The organism is Paraflavitalea speifideaquila, from assembly GCF_032395985.1.
Lineage (GTDB): Bacteria > Bacteroidota > Bacteroidia > Chitinophagales > Chitinophagaceae > Paraflavitalea > Paraflavitalea speifideaquila.
On the sequence record NZ_CP135920.1, the window covers coordinates 4,518,097 to 4,535,507 of the forward strand.

At 44.5% G+C, this 17,411-nt stretch carries 26 protein-coding genes; 10 read left to right on the plus strand and 16 right to left on the minus strand.

Annotated features, from left to right (window positions below):
- Positions 1 to 44: 44 nt before the first annotated feature.
- Together RS881_RS31060 and RS881_RS31065 are read right to left on the minus strand one after the other, a co-directional pair.
- Positions 45 to 245, minus strand: a complete 201-nt coding sequence (locus RS881_RS31060; RefSeq protein WP_315814303.1) for a hypothetical protein — start codon at positions 243 to 245, stop codon at positions 45 to 47.
- Positions 242 to 1,288, minus strand: coding sequence for a ligand-binding sensor domain-containing protein (locus RS881_RS31065; protein ID WP_315814304.1), 1,047 nt, complete (start codon positions 1,286 to 1,288; stop codon positions 242 to 244). The genes RS881_RS31060 and RS881_RS31065 overlap by 4 nt, the downstream gene beginning before the upstream one ends.
- A gap of 217 nt (positions 1,289 to 1,505) precedes the next feature.
- On the opposite strand from RS881_RS31065, the gene RS881_RS31070 reads away from it, so the two are divergent.
- The 7 genes from RS881_RS31070 to RS881_RS31100 all read left to right on the plus strand — a co-directional run bounded on the left by RS881_RS31070 (position 1,506) and on the right by RS881_RS31100 (position 6,732).
- Positions 1,506 to 2,654 (plus strand): dihydroorotase, encoded by a 1,149-nt coding sequence (locus RS881_RS31070; protein ID WP_315814305.1) that lies wholly within the window; start codon positions 1,506 to 1,508, stop codon positions 2,652 to 2,654.
- Positions 2,655 to 2,779: 125 nt separating this feature from the next.
- A complete protein-coding gene (locus RS881_RS31075) occupies positions 2,780 to 3,262 on the plus strand; it encodes a DUF4199 domain-containing protein (RefSeq protein WP_315814306.1) in 483 nt (160 codons plus the stop codon).
- Between the two features lie 69 nt (positions 3,263 to 3,331).
- Positions 3,332 to 4,276, plus strand: coding sequence for a glycosyltransferase family 2 protein (locus RS881_RS31080; RefSeq protein WP_425476393.1), 945 nt, complete (start codon positions 3,332 to 3,334; stop codon positions 4,274 to 4,276).
- A 9-nt stretch (positions 4,277 to 4,285) separates the two neighbouring features.
- Positions 4,286 to 4,663, plus strand: a complete 378-nt coding sequence (locus tag RS881_RS31085; protein WP_315814308.1) for a glycosyltransferase family protein — start codon at positions 4,286 to 4,288, stop codon at positions 4,661 to 4,663.
- Positions 4,664 to 4,763: 100 nt separating this feature from the next.
- On the plus strand, positions 4,764 to 5,516 hold the full coding sequence (locus tag RS881_RS31090; RefSeq protein ID WP_315814309.1) for a glycosyltransferase: 753 nt from the start codon (positions 4,764 to 4,766) through the stop codon (positions 5,514 to 5,516).
- 52 nt (positions 5,517 to 5,568) lie between these two features.
- On the plus strand, positions 5,569 to 5,952 hold the full coding sequence (locus RS881_RS31095; RefSeq protein WP_315814310.1) for a D-sedoheptulose-7-phosphate isomerase: 384 nt from the start codon (positions 5,569 to 5,571) through the stop codon (positions 5,950 to 5,952).
- A gap of 195 nt (positions 5,953 to 6,147) precedes the next feature.
- On the plus strand, positions 6,148 to 6,732 hold the full coding sequence (locus tag RS881_RS31100) for a D-glycero-alpha-D-manno-heptose-1,7-bisphosphate 7-phosphatase (RefSeq protein ID WP_315814311.1): 585 nt from the start codon (positions 6,148 to 6,150) through the stop codon (positions 6,730 to 6,732).
- 172 nt (positions 6,733 to 6,904) lie between these two features.
- Here RS881_RS31100 and RS881_RS31105 read toward each other — a convergent pair whose 3' ends face one another.
- Positions 6,905 to 7,165, minus strand: coding sequence for a hypothetical protein (locus tag RS881_RS31105; protein ID WP_315814312.1), 261 nt, complete (start codon positions 7,163 to 7,165; stop codon positions 6,905 to 6,907).
- 15 nt (positions 7,166 to 7,180) lie between these two features.
- Between RS881_RS31105 and RS881_RS31110 the strand changes: the two genes are divergently transcribed.
- Entirely contained in the window at positions 7,181 to 7,825 is a 645-nt protein-coding gene (locus RS881_RS31110; RefSeq protein WP_315814313.1) for a hypothetical protein, read from the plus strand.
- Positions 7,826 to 8,149: 324 nt separating this feature from the next.
- Here the strand turns inward: RS881_RS31110 and RS881_RS31115 are convergent, their stop codons facing one another.
- The 9 genes from RS881_RS31115 to RS881_RS31145 form a co-directional block, all read right to left on the minus strand.
- Positions 8,150 to 8,794: a PH domain-containing protein gene (locus RS881_RS31115; protein ID WP_315814314.1), complete on the minus strand. Its 645-nt coding sequence runs from the start codon at positions 8,792 to 8,794 to the stop codon at positions 8,150 to 8,152.
- A 64-nt stretch (positions 8,795 to 8,858) separates the two neighbouring features.
- On the minus strand, positions 8,859 to 9,362 hold the full coding sequence (locus RS881_RS31120) for a hypothetical protein (protein WP_315814315.1): 504 nt from the start codon (positions 9,360 to 9,362) through the stop codon (positions 8,859 to 8,861).
- 248 nt (positions 9,363 to 9,610) lie between these two features.
- Entirely contained in the window at positions 9,611 to 9,922 is a 312-nt protein-coding gene (locus tag RS881_RS31125; RefSeq protein WP_315814316.1) for a hypothetical protein, read from the minus strand.
- A 33-nt stretch (positions 9,923 to 9,955) separates the two neighbouring features.
- Positions 9,956 to 10,192 carry a hypothetical protein gene (locus RS881_RS61765; protein WP_425476294.1) on the minus strand — a complete coding sequence of 79 codons (237 nt, stop codon included), beginning with the start codon at positions 10,190 to 10,192 and terminating at the stop codon, positions 9,956 to 9,958.
- A complete protein-coding gene (locus RS881_RS61770) occupies positions 10,150 to 10,707 on the minus strand; it encodes an elongation factor 4 family protein (RefSeq protein ID WP_425476295.1) in 558 nt (185 codons plus the stop codon). The genes RS881_RS61765 and RS881_RS61770 overlap by 43 nt, the downstream gene beginning before the upstream one ends.
- The gene (locus tag RS881_RS61775) at positions 10,659 to 11,777 is read right to left on the minus strand and encodes a GTP-binding protein (RefSeq protein WP_425476296.1); all 1,119 of its coding nucleotides are present in this window, start codon (positions 11,775 to 11,777) and stop codon (positions 10,659 to 10,661) included. Before RS881_RS61775 ends, RS881_RS61770 begins: the two co-directional genes overlap by 49 nt.
- 250 nt (positions 11,778 to 12,027) lie before the next feature.
- Positions 12,028 to 12,276: a hypothetical protein gene (locus tag RS881_RS31135; RefSeq protein WP_315814317.1), complete on the minus strand. Its 249-nt coding sequence runs from the start codon at positions 12,274 to 12,276 to the stop codon at positions 12,028 to 12,030.
- 164 nt (positions 12,277 to 12,440) lie between these two features.
- Entirely contained in the window at positions 12,441 to 12,737 is a 297-nt protein-coding gene (locus tag RS881_RS31140; RefSeq protein ID WP_315814318.1) for a TrbG/VirB9 family P-type conjugative transfer protein, read from the minus strand.
- A complete protein-coding gene (locus RS881_RS31145) occupies positions 12,655 to 12,942 on the minus strand; it encodes a hypothetical protein (RefSeq protein WP_315814319.1) in 288 nt (95 codons plus the stop codon). Before RS881_RS31145 ends, RS881_RS31140 begins: the two co-directional genes overlap by 83 nt.
- Positions 12,943 to 13,774: 832 nt before the next feature.
- On the opposite strand from RS881_RS31145, the gene RS881_RS31150 reads away from it, so the two are divergent.
- Positions 13,775 to 13,957 carry an acyl-CoA-binding protein gene (locus tag RS881_RS31150; protein WP_315824660.1) on the plus strand — a complete coding sequence of 61 codons (183 nt, stop codon included), beginning with the start codon at positions 13,775 to 13,777 and terminating at the stop codon, positions 13,955 to 13,957.
- A 117-nt stretch (positions 13,958 to 14,074) separates the two neighbouring features.
- Here RS881_RS31150 and RS881_RS31155 read toward each other — a convergent pair whose 3' ends face one another.
- The 4 genes from RS881_RS31155 to RS881_RS31170 all read right to left on the minus strand — a co-directional run bounded on the left by RS881_RS31155 (position 14,075) and on the right by RS881_RS31170 (position 16,571).
- Positions 14,075 to 14,476 carry a glycosyltransferase gene (locus RS881_RS31155; RefSeq protein ID WP_315814320.1) on the minus strand — a complete coding sequence of 134 codons (402 nt, stop codon included), beginning with the start codon at positions 14,474 to 14,476 and terminating at the stop codon, positions 14,075 to 14,077.
- Positions 14,477 to 14,940: 464 nt separating this feature from the next.
- Positions 14,941 to 15,144 carry a hypothetical protein gene (locus tag RS881_RS31160; RefSeq protein ID WP_315814321.1) on the minus strand — a complete coding sequence of 68 codons (204 nt, stop codon included), beginning with the start codon at positions 15,142 to 15,144 and terminating at the stop codon, positions 14,941 to 14,943.
- Positions 15,145 to 15,327: 183 nt separating this feature from the next.
- Positions 15,328 to 16,200, minus strand: a complete 873-nt coding sequence (locus RS881_RS31165; RefSeq protein ID WP_315814322.1) for an oligosaccharide flippase family protein — start codon at positions 16,198 to 16,200, stop codon at positions 15,328 to 15,330.
- A 14-nt stretch (positions 16,201 to 16,214) separates the two neighbouring features.
- On the minus strand, positions 16,215 to 16,571 hold the full coding sequence (locus RS881_RS31170; RefSeq protein WP_315814323.1) for an oligosaccharide flippase family protein: 357 nt from the start codon (positions 16,569 to 16,571) through the stop codon (positions 16,215 to 16,217).
- A 134-nt stretch (positions 16,572 to 16,705) separates the two neighbouring features.
- On the opposite strand from RS881_RS31170, the gene RS881_RS31175 reads away from it, so the two are divergent.
- On the plus strand, positions 16,706 to 17,296 hold the full coding sequence (locus tag RS881_RS31175) for a hypothetical protein (RefSeq protein ID WP_315814324.1): 591 nt from the start codon (positions 16,706 to 16,708) through the stop codon (positions 17,294 to 17,296).
- The last annotated feature ends 115 nt before the right edge of the window (positions 17,297 to 17,411 follow it).

Below are 17,411 nucleotides of genomic sequence, written 5' to 3' on the forward strand. Positions count from 1 at the left end.
GGAACTTGTTGGAAGGGAATACCTGAAGTTTGATAGATCTTTGGTTAAAAAACAAAAGACCCGCAACCAATCGCCAGTTGATCGCCCCGCCTGCTGATGGAAGAAACAACGCCACTTAGCCGGATGTTAAGCTGCCGGCTTAGAGAGATCAATTGTACAGAATCTTGGCGGATTACCTGTACATATCCCATATCAGAACCTGCCAGGATAGCTCCCTGGTATTGTTGCAGGTCATAGACACTCAACTTTTGCCCGTCATCAATTTCTTTTTTATGTTCTTAAACTCTTTTGAGCTAAGCCGGTATACCCCATCATTGAACGTAGAAAACCAGACTCCCCCTTCCCTGTCCGTTAGCATATTGCTGATGTTTTTGCCGGGCAGAAAATGATTCTCCGCCTTACGTTGCAAAATATTCAGAAAAATAGCACCCCGGGTAGTATTCAGACAGAGAATAGAGTCATTGAGCCGGTACATATTAGAAAGTGGCGGTGCATCATACACATAATCCAGCTTATGTAAAGAAGATCGTATACGCACCTTGCCGTATGATTCCAGGGAGCAAAGCAATTGATCATCCAGGATGGCATGCCCCGGGCCTCCCAAACCAGCTTTCAGGCGGCTATAAAACGTTAAATGCTTCTTATCGTATGTATAAACATGATCCCGGTATAGAACAAAAAAATTCCCCGACTGGCCAATACCGATGATATACGCCTTTTTGAGTGTATCAGATGCTATGGGTATTACCTGATCGTTGGAAGTTATCAGGTACACACTTGAATCTCCCTTAAGTAATATTTCCTGGTGCTTATTTTCCCAAATGGTGGCTACAAAGTAATCCAGCTTTATTTCTTTTAATAATGGATCATTTTGCTGGTTGTATATTTTTCCTTTGTAGTAGTAACAAATAGCGTGTTTAAAAGGTACCAGCCACACCCTTCCCTTTGAGTCGGCAAATACACGAATGATGGTATTATCGGGCAAGCCATCCTTCACCGTAAAATTCTTAAAATGGGTACCATCAAACCGGCTTACACCGGTTTCTGTGCCAAACCATATAAAACCTTCTTTATCCTGGCACATGCTGTACACGACCGTGCCGGCCAGACCGTCTTTTGCATCATAATGTATATAACTGTATTCCTGGGCATTGACAACCCCAACAGTCAATAAAAGCAACAGCCACCATACAACCAGGTGCCGGATAAGAGAAAGGAAAGCTGCTAAATGAGAACAAAATACAGGAATGCGGACCCGTGGGTTTGGTATCTGGATAGGAAAAGGCATTGTATGGCCGGAGGGGCGGTTTAGATGACCAGTCAGATAATGGTTTACACACTGAAGATATTGAAAAAGAAACTATACTTTGGTAGCCGGCAGAAAACAGTACCACGAAATACCAGCCTGGCCAGCATACTACGCTTCGCCCCTGATAATCAACATTTTTTTCAACCATCCAGCCAATTCCGGAGTAATACCTTAACTTCGCTCAATTTTTTGAACAATGGTGTTGCTTATTCAACAGGCTTTCATTACAGATCCATCCTCTCCCTTTCATGAAACCAGGCAGGATATTCTTATAGAATCCGGCGTGATCAAAGACATTCAAACCCGTATTGAAGCAAAGGCAGATCAGGTGATTGACGCCCGCGCATGGAATGTTTCGCCCGGTTGGGTTGATATCTTTGCCCAGTTTGCCGATCCGGGTTATGAATACAAAGAGACCCTCGAAACAGGCGCCGTAGCAGCTGCTGCAGGTGGTTATACCGATGTGTTGGTGATACCCAATACCAAACCTGTTATCGACAATAAATCACAGGCCGAATACATCAGCCAAAAATCAAAAGGGCTGCCCGTTAATGTTTACCCCATTGGCGCCATTTCCAAAGGAGCCGAAGGGAAAGACCTGGCCGAAATGTATGATATGCGCGCCAGCGGCGCCATTGCATTCAGTGATGGCCTCCACCCTATTCAAAGTGCCGGCCTGCTGATGAAGGCCCTTCAATATGTAAAAGCATTCGATGGCGTAGTGATCCAACTGCCCGACGATAAAAGTGTAGGTGCCGGTGGCCTCATGCACGAAGGCGTCATTTCCACCCAATTGGGCCTGCCTGGCAAACCCATGATGGCCGAAGAATTACTGGTAGCCAGGGATATTAAACTAGCCCGGTATACCGATTCACGCCTTCATTTTACCGGAGTCACCTCACCCCGGTCACTGGAATATATTAAAAGAGCCAAAGAAGGCGGCCTGGCAGTTACCTGTTCCGTCACCCCCTACCACCTCTTTTTTACGGATGCCGACTTGCGGGAATACGATACCAACCTGAAAGTATATCCTCCCTTGCGTACAGCAACGGAAGTGAATGTGTTGAAGAAAGCCATCCTCGATGGTACCATCGATTGCATCGCCACGCACCATATGCCCCATGAATACGATAGTAAAGTACTGGAATTTGAATACGCCCAATATGGTATGACCGGCCTGGAAACCGCTTATGCTGTATTGAGAACAGCCATGCCCGATGTGCCAGCCGACAGATGGGTGGAACTATTGAGCACCAATCCCCGCAAAATATTCGGGTTGGGATCGGCGGCTATTCAAAAGGCGTCCGCGCTTGCATCACCTTGTACAATCCGGCAGCAACCGTAACCGTAAGTGCCCAACAATTCCGGTCCAAATCAAAGAACTCTGCTTTTATTGGTAAAACACTAACCGGTAAAGTAGAAGGCATTATCAACGGTGAAAAATAACACTAAGCCTATAAACCAGGCATTATGGAAACAACTTCAAAAAACAATTCCAGCGTAGGCTGGGTATATGGTTTAATTGCAGGACTGGCCATGGTGGTCTTCACCCTGCTGATGTATATTGGTGGCGTGGAAGCTTACATGGGCTCACAGGCTTATTTAGGTTACCTGGTCATCATTGCCATTGCGGTATTGGGCGGTTTACGGCAAAAGAAACTGAATGGCGGATACCTGTCCATGAGCGAAGGATTAAAAGTTGTATTTACCATATTTGCCCTGGGTTTTCTCTTACAGACGATCTTTAGCCATATCCTGCTGAACTATATCGACGTATCCTTCAGGGATGCCCTGACCCAGGCAGGAATTGAAAAGATGATAGAGATCATGAAACGTTTTGGCGCCAGTCAAAGTAATATTGATGAGGCGATCAAAAAAGCAAACGATCCGCAAAACAACTCTTTCTTTGGCATCCTGTTCAATTATTGTATTGTTTGCGTTATCTTTTTGTGATTTCGCTGATCATAGCGGCCATTATACGTAAGAAAAGACCGCCATTTGAAAATCTTACCAACCAATAATATGGACGTTACCATCGTCGTACCATTATACAATGAGGAAGAATCACTTCCCGAACTTTGCGCCTGGATAGAGCGGGTGGTGAATGAACACCGGCTTTCCTATGAGATCCTATTGGTTGATGATGGCAGTACCGATACTTCCTGGGAGGTGATAGAATCATTACGCCAACAGAATCCGAATATTAAAGGCATTCGTTTCCAACGCAATTATGGCAAATCGGCCGCCCTCAATGAAGGCTTTAAAGCCTCCTTGGGTGATGTGGTGATCACCATGGATGCCGACCTGCAGGATAGCCCCGACGAAATACCCGAACTCCGCCGCCTGATCGTAGAAGATGGTTATGATATGATCAGCGGCTGGAAAAAGAAACGGTACGACAATACACTTACCAAAAATATTCCCTCCCGTTTCTTTAACTGGAGTACCCGCCGCATATCAAAGATCCACCTGCACGACTTCAACTGCGGGCTCAAATCTTATAAGCGCAAAGTGATCAAGAGTATCGAAGTATATGGCGAGATGCACCGCTATATTCCTGTATTGGCCAAATGGGCTGGCTTTCGTAAAATTGGAGAGAAAGTAGTAGAACACCGCAAGCGCAAATACGGCACCACCAAGTTTGGATGGGAACGGTTTGTCAATGGCTTCCTCGACCTTGCGTCCATCATGTTCGTCAGTAAATATGGTAAGCGTCCCATGCACTTCTTTGGATTGATCGGCACCATCAGTTTCCTTCTCGGCTTAGCCATGATCCTCATCCTGATCATTGGTAAAATAGCCGACCCCAATAAGGGCCTTACCAATAGCCCGCCTTTCTATATTTCTTTAACAGCCATGGTGATCGGTACACAACTGTTCATGGCAGGATTTTTGGGCGAACTGATAGCCAGGAATGCCCCGGGCAGGAATAGCTACCTTATTGAAAAGAAAATCGGTATCGAGTAACTTTCTAACATGGCACACAAAAAGGTCGTCATCATTGGTCCCGGCCATCCTTTGCGGGGTGGGATTGCCACTTTCAATCAACGTTTGTGCAAACAGCTCATGGATGAAGGGCATACCTGTAGCATCTATTCCTTTTCCATGCAATACCCTTCCTTCCTTTTTCCGGGTACTACCCAGTATAGCTCTGAGCCACCTCCCCAAGACGTGGAAATATATGCAGTGATCAATTCCGTACATCCCCTCAACTGGATACAGGTAGGCAATACCATTAAGAATATCAAGCCCGATATCGTACTGGTGCGTTACTGGCTACCCTTTATGGGGCCGGCCCTGGGCACTATTCTCCGCCGCATAAAAAGAATAACTATACCCGCATCATTGCGTTGACCGATAATGTTATTCCTCATGAAAAACGGCCTGGTGATACCCCGTTCACCCGGTATTTTCTGAAAGCATGTGATGCTTTCATTACCATGAGCGAAAAGTAATGGCCGATCTGCGCCAGTTTGAACCCACCAAACCGGCCTTGCTGGTCAACCATCCATTGTACGATAGTTTTGGGGATGCCGTTCCCAAAACAACAGCCCGCCAACACCTGGGCCTTTCGCAGGATGATAAAATACTGCTGTTCTTTGGCTTCATACGCAAATACAAAGGCCTCGATATCCTGTTTGAAGCCATGAAGATCATAAAGGATAGAAGACAGAATACAGCAGCCGGGTCCCGGAATTCGGAGACTAAACAACCTGTCTCAAACATCAAATTGCTTGTAGCTGGTGAGTTCTATGAGGATAAGGCAGCCTATGATGAACAGATCAGGCAACTGGGCATTGAAGACCTGCTGATCCTGCGCACAGATTTTATAGCAGACAGTGAAGTGAAATATTATATGTGCGCCGCTGATTGTGTGGTACAACCTTATCGCAATGCCACCCAAAGCGGGGTTACTCCCCTGGCCTATCATTATGAAAAGCCTGTAATCGTTACCAATGTAGGCGGCCTGGCCGACCTGGTTCCGCATGAAGAGGTAGGCCTGGTTACAGAACCCGACCCCGTTGCACTGGCCAATGCCATCGAGCGTTATTTTGAATTGGGGAAGACCATTTTCTACCTCACCTGCTACGGGAAAAAGAAAAATACTCCTGGCATACCCTGGCGCAAACAATCCTGGACCTATCAGCCACAAAACTTAACTCCATCCATTAATTTTGCCTGTACAAGCATGTACGGATTAATTTAACAATCATTCATACAACCCTTATCCGGCACGCCCACATCTAATTGAATATACTATGCAAAACAAAATAAAGAGCATCATCAGCGAATCTATAGCCGTAAAGAACCAGGTATTGCAAAATGAAGCCTTGCTTAAAACAACAGAAGCAGTGGTAACAGCCATGGTAGCGGCCCTGAAAAATGGCAATCATATTTACTTCTGCGGTAATGGCGGCAGCGCCGCTGATGCGCAGCACCTGGCTGCTGAATTTTCAGGTCGTTTTTACAAAGACCGGGAAGCCTTGCCTGCCGAAGCTTTGCACTGTAATACCTCTTATTTAACAGCAGTAGCCAATGATTACAGTTATGATGTGATCTACGCCCGCCTCATCAAGGGCATTGGCAAAAAGGCGATTTCCTTGTTGGCCTTTCTACCTCCGGTAATTCTACCAATATTATGAAAGCCTTTGAAGTGGCCCGTGAAAAGGCATTGTTACTCTAGGCTTTACGGGTGAAACAGGCGGCAAAATGAAAGACCTGAGTGATTACCTCATCAATGTACCTTCAAAAATACGCCCCGCATCCAGGAAAGCCATATCATGCTGGGACATATCATCTGTGAACTGGTAGAGGAGCAGTACTTTTAATGCCTGATTATGCAAGCCCAATCACTATTCACTACTATGCTTGATCTTACACAAGTTGATAATAGCTGGACCTTATTCCTTGACCGGGATGGTGTGATCAATCATGAGAAGCACCAGGATTACATATACAACTATGATGAATTCAGGTTCTATGATGGTGTATTGGAAGCACTGGCGGCATTGGCTGGCCGTTTTAATAAAATAGTGATCACCACCAACCAGCGTGGCGTAGGCAAAGGATTGATGACGGAAGCCGACCTGCACCAACTACATGAGCGCATGCTCACTGATATTACAGCAGCCGGCGGGCGCATTGACAAAATATACTACTGTACTTCCCTCGATAATAACCACCCCAACCGGAAACCTCATCCGGGTATGGCCAGGGAAGCTGTAAAAGACTTTCCGGAGATCGACCTCCATAAATCATTCATTATCGGCAACAATATCAGCGATATGGAGTTTGGCCGTAATGCCGGTATGTTTACCGTATTTGTTAAAACTACGCATCCGCAGCAGCCATTACCCAACCATGTCATTGACTTAGCCGTCAAAGATTTGCCGGGTTTCGCAAAAGCTTTGCAATTGGCATAAAATTTAAGCGTAGCTTTTACGTTCCTTGAAAGGTACTGGTATACCATTGTCTTTATTTGCTATTAAGTTGATTGTACTTTCATTATGAATAAACGTATCATAAAATATCTTTCCGCAGGGAGCTTATTGTTGATGGTGTTTCTGACTACCAGCTCTTTACAGGCCCAATTAATCAGCCAGGCCGACAAAGCCATCCTGAATCAAAAGAAGATTCCCTGAAGGTCTTATCGGCCCGCATGGTCTTCGATTCCCTGGCGGCCAATAGGTTCAGGAGCGATAGCAACTTCGTGCGCACCTTTGTACGTGCCCTGCTTACCAAAAACTCTTTTTCTATCCCTTTGACTCCCTCAACATATCCAGGCTCTATGCCCCCGATAGCAGTTTTCGCATTTTTACCTGGCAAATGAAGAAGGATGAATACGTGTACATGCAAAAAGGGGCGATTCAAATGCAAACCCGTGATGGTTCCTTGAAATTATTCCCTTTATTTGATGCCTCCATGTACACTAAAAACCCGATGGATTCGGCCCGTTCTGCCCGCAATTGGATCGGGGCTATCTACTACCGCATCATCATGAAAGAGCACAATGGCAAAAGGTATTATACGCTGTTGGGCTTTGATGATTTCAGTGTGAACAGCAATAAAAAATGGATGGAGGTATTGTCTTTTAACGATAAAAGCGAGCCCGTTTTTGGTGGCCCCTTCATTTCTTTCAAAGACGATTCGGTCAAGAAAGCAGTACAATCCAGGTTCGCCATAGAATACAAGAAAGACGCCAGGACCATTCTTAATTATGATAGCGAAATGGATGTGATCCTGGTCGATCACCTGATATCGGAAAGTGAGGAGCCCGAAAAGAAATGGACCTATATACCGGATGGCGATTACGAGGCCTTTAAGTGGCAAAATGGCCAGTGGGTACATATCAATAAGCTATTCAACCAGCAATTAAAAGACGGCGATTTTCCCAAGGATGCACTCATCCTGGACGATGCCGGCAAGGCCAATGAACTCCAGTTGGAAGAGGCCTCCAGACGCAACCTCGAAAAAGCCAAAAAGAAGCCAGAACCACCCAGGAAGAAGGACAACTAGGGTTCTATCCCCTGGCACTACCCGGATACAGGCCGGGTGCACTTGGTATAGCCTGAATGGCCTACCATAATTGCACTGGCCCCAGGCATATTTGCACTGGCCCCTAGGGTGGAGTGCAAGTTTACTAGTACTCCAGTGCAATTATCAGGCACTATTTAGGCCTATAAGCTAGGACCAGACTAGGTTTCAGCTAGTATGCAAGGTGCATTTTAGTACAAAATGGCCTGGTTGCCATCCCCCATCAAGAGTTCAGTATGCTAAGCGATTCTCCAATAAACAATTGATTATAACCCAATTACTGCTCATACAGGGATTCGGGCCCTCCTATCCCAGCAGATTGTTTTTAGCCTTATTGTACTCATCTTCCGACAGGATACCCTGTTGTTTGAGTTGAAATAGCTTTTCCAGTTCTGAAGCGATGTTTTGGGCAGTAGACTGACCGGTGCCGGCCACGCTTGCTGTAGCAGTAGATTGCCATCCCATGGCGGCGGCCATTTGTTTGGCCTGGCTGGATAGCTGCAAGTTCTTGTATTCTGATTGGGCCAGGGTAATAGTATCTTTCAGGCGTTTGGGTTGGTGCACATTGAAGTAATCGGTAGCGCCTATTTCGGCGGCTGTTTGAATTTCTACATGGCCGTAATTGAAAATGCGGCCCCAGATATTCTGATCATAGGATACATTGTTGATCTTTTCCAGAGGGCTTTCCTTTGCAAAGTGGTTGATGAGCCCGGTTTCATCAATGACGCGGTAATTGGTCACTACCCAGATGTCGACTTTCCAATTCCAATAGGCAAACAGAAAATAAAGTAGGCCGGCCGCCGCTGCAATCCATCCCCAATATTGGATAAAACCAATTAACCAGGAAGCTACAAAACCAACGATCACCAACAGGGCCGGTACAATCATTTGCAACCAGCTTCGATGGGTGATCAGTAATACTTTTTCTTCTTTCTGCAAGGGAGTGCGCATGGGTAATGTTTAGAGATTAAACGTAATACTTTCGGGGAATACTGCCCCTTGTCAACCACCCACCTTACTTGTAACAGGATCTGGAAGCCAGCATTTCTTTTAGTAATTTATCCCATTTCTGCTGCGTGGGAACATTCGTGCCATGACGGGTTTCGTTGTCATACAAAGTTTGCATATTATTCAATTCCCGTTGTTTTTGTGCCTGGATATGCTCCAGTTTCTCCTGGTAATGTTCTTTGGTAAGCTGTTGCTGACGCAGGGTATCGACCAGCTCACAGGCTTTTAAGGCAGAGATATCAAAATGACCTTGTTCGTGTTTGAGGATAGTAGGATTGGTCTGGTATTTCTCAAGAAACCAGGATCTTGATCTATCAAAATAGGGCATGATCGTTACCAGTACTTTAATCTGTCCGCTATCAACACTGGAGGAATATTTTACTGCAATGGCGCTGGCGGTTTGTGCGGCGGCCCGGCTCAATTCATCGGGTATGGCAATAAAATCGTTTACGGTGAGCGGCCGGTCAGGGGTATACGCTATCAAGTTGGCATCATTGGATAGTTGCCCCATTTCAACCAGCAGTTTTACTGCTGCATTTTTTCATGGAGCAACCTGTTTTTACCCCAGAAGCCGTCAAAGTCGAGCAGGCTGTTGCGTACATTCAGTCGTATTCCCTCCTCGATATGCCTGAGCACATCGCCCATGGTCTGCACTTCAGCATGTGCCTTGTAATCGTATATTTTTCACCATTTGTAAAGAAGGAAAGGTTGATCACTGTTTCCACTTTGGTTCTTAGACCTGCAGGGCTTTCCTTGATCTCAAATCGGTAATATGCAATTCCATCGGCGTAAAAGCAGTATCCTGTACAAAGTTCTTTTTGACATACCGCCACAGGGAGGAGGAAGCACCGTATTCGAGATTAACGGCGACTGTTTTTTACCAAACAGGCCTGTCTTCAGTGTGCCCAGAGAGGTGGTGTCTTTACGATGATCCTGTACACCTGCAATATAATAATGCAAAATCCGCTGTCCGGGGTTATCATCCCGGAAGCGGATCAGCTTAATATCTTGTGCTTTGACTAATTGAGTAAAAAGTAGGGGTATTGCCAGCAACAGCAGCGTTCTGTTCATAATATAGCAATATAGGAAAGAAGCCCGGTTTTATCAATCATCCAACTTCAATACTGCCAGGAAGGCTTCCTGGGGTACTTCCACGTTACCAATCTGACGCATACGTTTCTTACCTTCTTTCTGCTTTTCGAGCAGCTTACGCTTACGGCTGATATCACCACCATAACATTTGGCAGTTACGTCCTTACGCATGGCCGAGATGGTTTCCCGGGCCAATACTTTGGCTCCTACTGCTGCCTGGATGGCAATTTGGAATTGCTGGCGTGGCAATAGTTCTTTAGTTTTTCGCACAACTTGCGACCAAAGTCCTGTGAACGGCTGCGGTGAATCAGGGCGCTCAAGGCATCGACTTTATCGCTGTTCAGCAGGATATCCATTTTTACGATATCGCTATCGCGGTAGCCGATGGGATGATAGTCGAAAGAAGCGTACCCGCGTGTTTGGCTTTTCAGCTTATCATAGAAATCAAACACGATCTCGGTAAGTGGCATTTCAAACTGAAGCTCTACACGGGTAGTGGTGAGGTAGCTCTGGTTGAGCAAAATACCGCGCTTGCCCAGGCAAAGGGTCATGATATTACCAATATATTCGGGTTTGGTAATGATCTGTGCTTTGATAAAAGGTTCTTCTATCCTATCGGTCTTTACGGGGTCGGGAAACTCGGTAGGATTGTTTACAATGATCTTTTCGCCCTTGGTGGTATAAGCAATGAAACTTACGTTGGGAACGGTGGTGATCACGGTTTGATCGAATTCCCTTTCCAGGCGTTCCTGAATGATCTCCATGTGTAGCATACCCAGGAATCCGCAACGGAAACCAAAGCCAAGGGCCTGGGAGGTTTCAGTTCATAGGTCAGGGAGGCGTCATTCAATTGCAGTTTGTCCATGCAATCGCGCAGTTCCTCAAACTCGTCTGTATTAACCGGGAAGATACCGGCAAATACCATGGGTTTTACTTCCTGAAAACCCTTGATCATTTCAGTAGTAGGCCGGGCAGAGTTGGTGATGGTATCACCCACTTTTACCTCTTTGGCATTTTTGATACCAGTAATCAGATAGCCTACATCACCCGCGCCCACTTCCTTTTTTTCGCTCATCTTCAGTTTCAGGATACCTACTTCGGCCGCTTCATAATTCTGATCGGTCGAAACGAATTTAACGATATCTCCTTTCCTGATGGTACCATTCAGTACCCTGAAGTACACGATAATACCACGAAAGCTATTGAATACGCTATCGAATATCAGTGCTTGTAATGGGGCTTCGGGATCACCTTTGGGGGCAGGGATACGCCCTACGATGGCATCCAGAATTCCATCCACGCCAATGCCGGTACGGCCGCTGGCCAGCAGGATATCTTCGGGTTTGCAGCCGATCAGCTCAATGATCTGGTCCTTTACCTCTTCGATCATGGCCCCGTCCATATCAATTTTGTTGATAACGGGTATGATTTCCAGGTCATTATCAATGGCGAGGTACAGGTTACTAATGGTTTGGGCCTGGATACCCTGGGTGGCGTCAACCAACAGCAGGGCTCCTTCGCAGGCAGCCAGTGCCCGGCTCACTTCGTAGCTAAAATCTACGTGGCCAGGTGTATCGATCAGGTTCAGGATATACTCCTGCCCGTCTTTATGCTTGTAATTGATCTGGATAGCGTGACTCTTGATAGTAATACCCTTTTCCCGTTCCAAGTCCATATCATCCAGTACCTGGTCCATCATTTCCCGTTCACTGATGGTATTGGTGGTCTGTAACAATCTGTCTGCCAGGGTACTCTTTCCGTGGTCAATATGGGCGATAATACAAAAATTGCGGATATTCTTCATGTACTTGCTTCCTCTGTTTAGGAGGTGCAAAAGTAGTTGATTTTAGGGTGACTTTAAGCTTTGAAGGCTTTCTTTTGCTCTAAGAGGTGGGATATTTCTTTCAGGAGTTTAATACGCACAAAAGCTTCTTTTCAGTGGTATCAGCTTTTTGATCGGGGCAGGGACCAATATCCTTGCGCTGTTTTCTGGAAAAAGGATAATGTCAACAAAGACAGCCATGAAGCCTATTATTAAAATTCCACCGATAATAGCGGTCCATATAATCCGGGTGTTGTCCATTTCACAGCTTTTTAATTTTCTCTTTTATCTCAAACCACACTCCAAATATAGCAATAATAATAAATGCATCCAATACAGCCCCTAAAACTAACAGAACATTATCAAAGGCTTCCTTTGAAGAATTGTTTTCAGGATAAGTAATCCTTCCCAGGAAAGCCAGGCCGCCAGTGAGGGCCAGGAATATAGTAACTAAAACTTTGAAGGTCTCTGTTAAAAATTTGACTTGTTCTTCTTGTTTGCGATCGCTCATAAGTACAGTTAATGGTTAGTCGCTACTAATCTTATGAGCCTATTGTATTTTGATCCGGGTCGCTAAATTATGTATTTATATAATACATTCTACATAGATAATACCGGAAATAAAAAATCCCCGCACAAGGCAGGGACCATTGATATCTTGCTATACTGCCTACGCTAGTTCTTATCGTATACAAAGGTATTTTTTGTTTCACCGCGGGGAGAAGTGGTGGTATTGTCGATGGACAGTGATTTACCCCCATCCTGTAATTTCCAGATCTCTACGGCCTTAATTTCAAAAGTATTGCCATCGCGTTCAAAATTGGTGGTGGAATTGATGGTCAGCTCTTCACCGCTGGCGCTCCAGCTAGCAGTGGAGACTTTCTTGGAATTACCAAATACGGTGCTTTCGGCAGGTTTGCCATCGGTGGTGATCTTTTTCGGAACTGGTTCTTGATTCCCCATTCGGTGCATTGGAAGTACGCTCGATGACGATGGCGTCACCATCGGCCGATACTTTTATCTTTTGTGCATTCATCCTGAAGCGGCCTTCACTGAGTTTACTTTTCTTTTCATTGAAAGTCCATTCACCTTTAAAGTCGGCATTGACGATGGTGGTGGCTGCAGTACCCATGATGGCGAAACCCGCCAGGATGATGGCTGCTAATCTGCTTTTCATAAACGCTGGTTTTGAGTGTATTAAAATGGTAAGGAAGTTAAGAATTTATCTTGTATGTAATCAGTATATAATTTTCATGGATATGTTGAGCCGTCCATTCCCTGGCTTCCAGGGTCTTTTATTTCCTTGTTTATCCCACAAGGGGAATATCGAAACAGAATTGGGAAATGGTAGCTAGTCCTTGTAGGTATAAACAGCTTGTAATCAAGGTAAAAAAATTGGTACGCCCTTTGAATAACCCATGCCAACCTTAACAGTATGATAATACATCCTTCAGTACCCGGCCGCCACGTAAAGCAACAACCTAGCAAGGTAGCTACAGTAAGTGTAGCTTTTCCTGAGCAATTCCTGAGAAGGCGCGTATTGTTAGGTGCATTGCTTTTAACTGTACTGTATCTGTGTTTCCTGTAAATGAGTAGGAACTACCGGGCAAGTGTATGGTATCACAGTAAGAGAAGGTTTTACCCACTACTTCAAAAAAATATTATATAAGTACGATCAACAAACGTCCCGTTTCCACGGGACGTTACTGTTTATACCAGGGTGCGGGACGAATGTTTCAAAGAGCTGTAAAGGTGGGCCTCCCTGCAGCCCGGCAAAGCAGCACGGCAGGGAGACTCACCTTAGTCGCTAAATGCCCACAGCCATCATACCTGACAATAAGTGTAAGTAAACGATAGTGTTATCGAATACATAAATCAAATTCTGTTTAAAGACTACAGACTTTTCCTTACATTCGCGATAAACTTAATGTGAATATGGACCTGAAAACCCTTTTGAGCAAGCTATAGAAGCCAGTAAAACATTATCCGACCGTCCCAGCAATGACACGCTGCTACAATTGTACTCTCTGTACAAACAAGCTACCGAAGGTGATGTAAATGTTGATCCGCCAGCCAATCCTTTTGATTTTGTTTCCAAAGCCAAGTTTGAAGCATGGACAGGATTAAAGGGTAAAACCAAGGAAGCAGCCATGCAGGATTATGTAAGTCTCATTGAAAAACTAAAGGGTTAAATAATCCCAATAAAATCATAATACCCTCATCATTAGTTTACAAGCATTGTTGAATCGAACAAGTATGAATCTTTGTGAAAAGTCGTCCCTGCTACTTTTGGAAGGAGTTTGCAAATTTTAAGCGAGCTGACCAGCAATATTCAGCTTCCCTGATGATTTTAATACCAGATCATAATATTGAATATGCCGGGCCCCGATGGTATGATAATTGAATGTTGCTTTTGCTGCTTCGGCAATAGCAGTCCGGTTAAACCTTTGGTACTGTTCGATCATCGATTTCATAGCCAATACCAATCCATCAATATCTTCACTTTCAACCAGGATACCATTGGTCTCATTCAGCAAATCCGGGATTCCTCCTACGTTGGTGCTTATTACAGGTAACCCACAACATAATGCTTCCAGGATAACACATGGCTGACTTTCAAACCTGCTGAACAATATAAAAGCAGAAGCTTGTTGCATGTTGAGAGCCACTTGCTGATAAGGTATGGGGGTAAAAAAAACGAAGGTATCCAATACACCCAGCAGGCGGGAATGTTTTTTAGAACATCGCTATCATTGCCCACCATCAGCAGTTCGAATTGGCAACCTGTAGCAGAGAGTCTCGCGGCAGCCTCAATAAGGCCCTCCGCATTTTTGTGAAAATTCATTGCGGAAACATGCAGGAACCTGAAAGGTTGAGGAGTACAAGGTTGGTAATAAAAAGCTCGGTATTAACAACATTGGCTATGGTATGAAAGCGAACCTTCAACAAATGCCCGTTAATAATTTGGCCCAATTGATGGGTGACTGGCAAAAACAAATCAGCATTCGCGAGTACCTTTTTGTCATTCTCCGTATCCAATAACTACTGTGGTATATGTTAGGTGTACATTGCGGGTAATAACCTGACCAATGTTCGGTTACAATAAAAGGCAGCCCTTTTTTCCTTTTTAAATGCAGGGCCAGGAATCCTGCCTTCATAGCTATATGTACATGTATCAATGCCGGGAGCCATATTCCTTTTCCACGATGGCCAATACCTGCTTTTGAATTTGTTTAAACAGACGAAACGACTGTAATTTTTCCAGGATCGTATTGTGCTTTGTAACCCCATAATAGGCTTTATAGGCAATAAGATTACCGTTGACAGCAATATCAATTTCAACTTTTCCGGTGGGCAATTGTTCATCCTTGGTTACCAAAATAACCACTGTTTTTATATGCAAGCTGACCGCTTGGGCATGCCGTTCAATAAAATCACCGGCAAATGCGTCTGTGCGATTTGGATACCAGGATGGTAACCACAAAACGTAGGTATTATTTTCTTTTCCCAATAAACCTCCAACTTATTTGAATGAGGGCCTCCCAATCGGCCTTTACAGGGATTAAAACACGCTGCAAAGGTTGTTTGGAGAAACGGCAAAATGCGTAAACGCTGTAAAAGCTGTAATACTATAAGCAATTGTACTGGCAATTGCAGCCCCGGTTTTTCCCCAACGGGGTATCAGCAGGAAATCCAATAGCAAAACGCCTATCAGACAAATGGCAGAGCCATAAAGATTGATCTTTGACTGATTGATGCCAGCAAAAAAAGCAGCCAATACGGTGGTGATACACAACAGTAAAATACCTGGTAACAACCAAAGAAACAGGCCCAAACTGGATTGGTAATCTTTACCAAAGAAAAACGGAATAAACCATCCTGCCACCAGCACACCAATTACAGCCAATACCATGTTAATAATATTCATAATTCGGATCAGCTTTATTATGTTTTCGGTGCTGGCATTTAGTAACCGCCCTGCTACCTGAGGAAACAGGATGCTGGCCAGCAGATTTGGAACGATCCAGAAGAACTGCGCAAGCTTTACTGCCAGGGCGTACCACCCTACCTCTTTTTCATTATAATAATAATTCAGAATCCAATAGTCTACGCGATAAGCAAGGAATTGTATTAGATTGGCAGCATAGATTATTGCAATATAGGTTCGGAAATTTTTTATTTCACCGGAATCAAGGCTTTTCAGGTTAAAATTAACACCTGCTACTTTCCTGAATGTAATCACTAGGCCTATCATTTGCAAAAAGATAACAGGATAAAAGCCCTCAGATAACCGGTTGCGCCAACCCCATTGCCCCCACGCATATAAGGCCAGTACCACCACTATAGCGACATTACTAATCAGTGAAAAACGGTTAAGAACTGTATACAAATGATAGCCATTGAATAAAGCGGTTATCTTTTCGGTAACTGACATGCTAAATACCAACATCATACCCGCCAAAACAGCCTCCAGGGAGAAAGCGCAAGAATGAAGGATCGCTTATAGATGATTAACAACACTGCGGCTATAAGGGCGATCATAAACTGTAATAAAAGGATACGCAGGACAAACCAGTATACAACTGCCGGCGTTATTCTTCCTGAAGCAATAAAATAGGTAATGCCCCCTTCTGAACCAAACGAGGTAAATAAATTGAATATGGTGACGGAAGCAATGACCAATGACAAGATTCCATAGCCCTCTACTCCCATTAACCTGGAAAGCATGATTGTGGTAATAAATTGCACCGCAATATTCAATAGGCGATTTACGCTATTAACGGCAATTGTTTTATCTAAGGCCATAATTTATAGCTCTTTAAGAGCAGTCACACCTCAAAATAACGTTAATTCATTCGTACTTGCCAGCTATTTATTTATTTTGCCGGCTGATTTATGGAATTATCTTGTCCGTGCATCTTTCATTAAACTACTGCGGCATGAACTCCTTATCATTACCCGTTGTACACCCCTCGTTTCAGAAATTAAAGCAAGCTGGCCGCCTTTTGCATTTGGTTGCAGGAGGATTAATATTGGTACATGCTATTTCGCACTTCAAGCAGCCCGAAAGTAGCCCCATTTACCTGGGCTGTTTATTATTAATGGCATTGGACATTTTTATCCTGGTAATTGCGGGAAAAAACATCCTTAGGGATATGCCCAAGGTAAACCTGTTCTTCCGGCTCACGGAGATCCTGTTTTTCCTGGGAATTGGTATTGTTCTTTTTATGGAAAGGAATTGGTTGATGGGCAGTCTGCATATCATACTGTGCCTGGTTTACAGTTATTTGTTCTATTGCGAAAAGCAGCTCAATTCGGAAGAATATGTGGCCATTCACCATACGGGCATCCGCATCCCCTCGCTACCGGAAAGCAAATTCCTGTTGTGGACGCATGTAAATGGGGTAAATGCGCAATATGACTGTATTACGATCAATACGTCCTTTGATAAATCTTATCAGTTTGACCTCCAAAAAATCTTGCATTCGAAGAACTCGATCAAATTCACGAATTTTGCAGGCATTATCTAGGTAGTTAGTTGAAAAGTTGGAAGGTTTATAAGTTGACAGGGCACTGATAATCAATGGTGGCGGACGAAAGGTGGCACCAGAATCAGGCGCTCCGGTTAATTTTTTCAACTGGTCA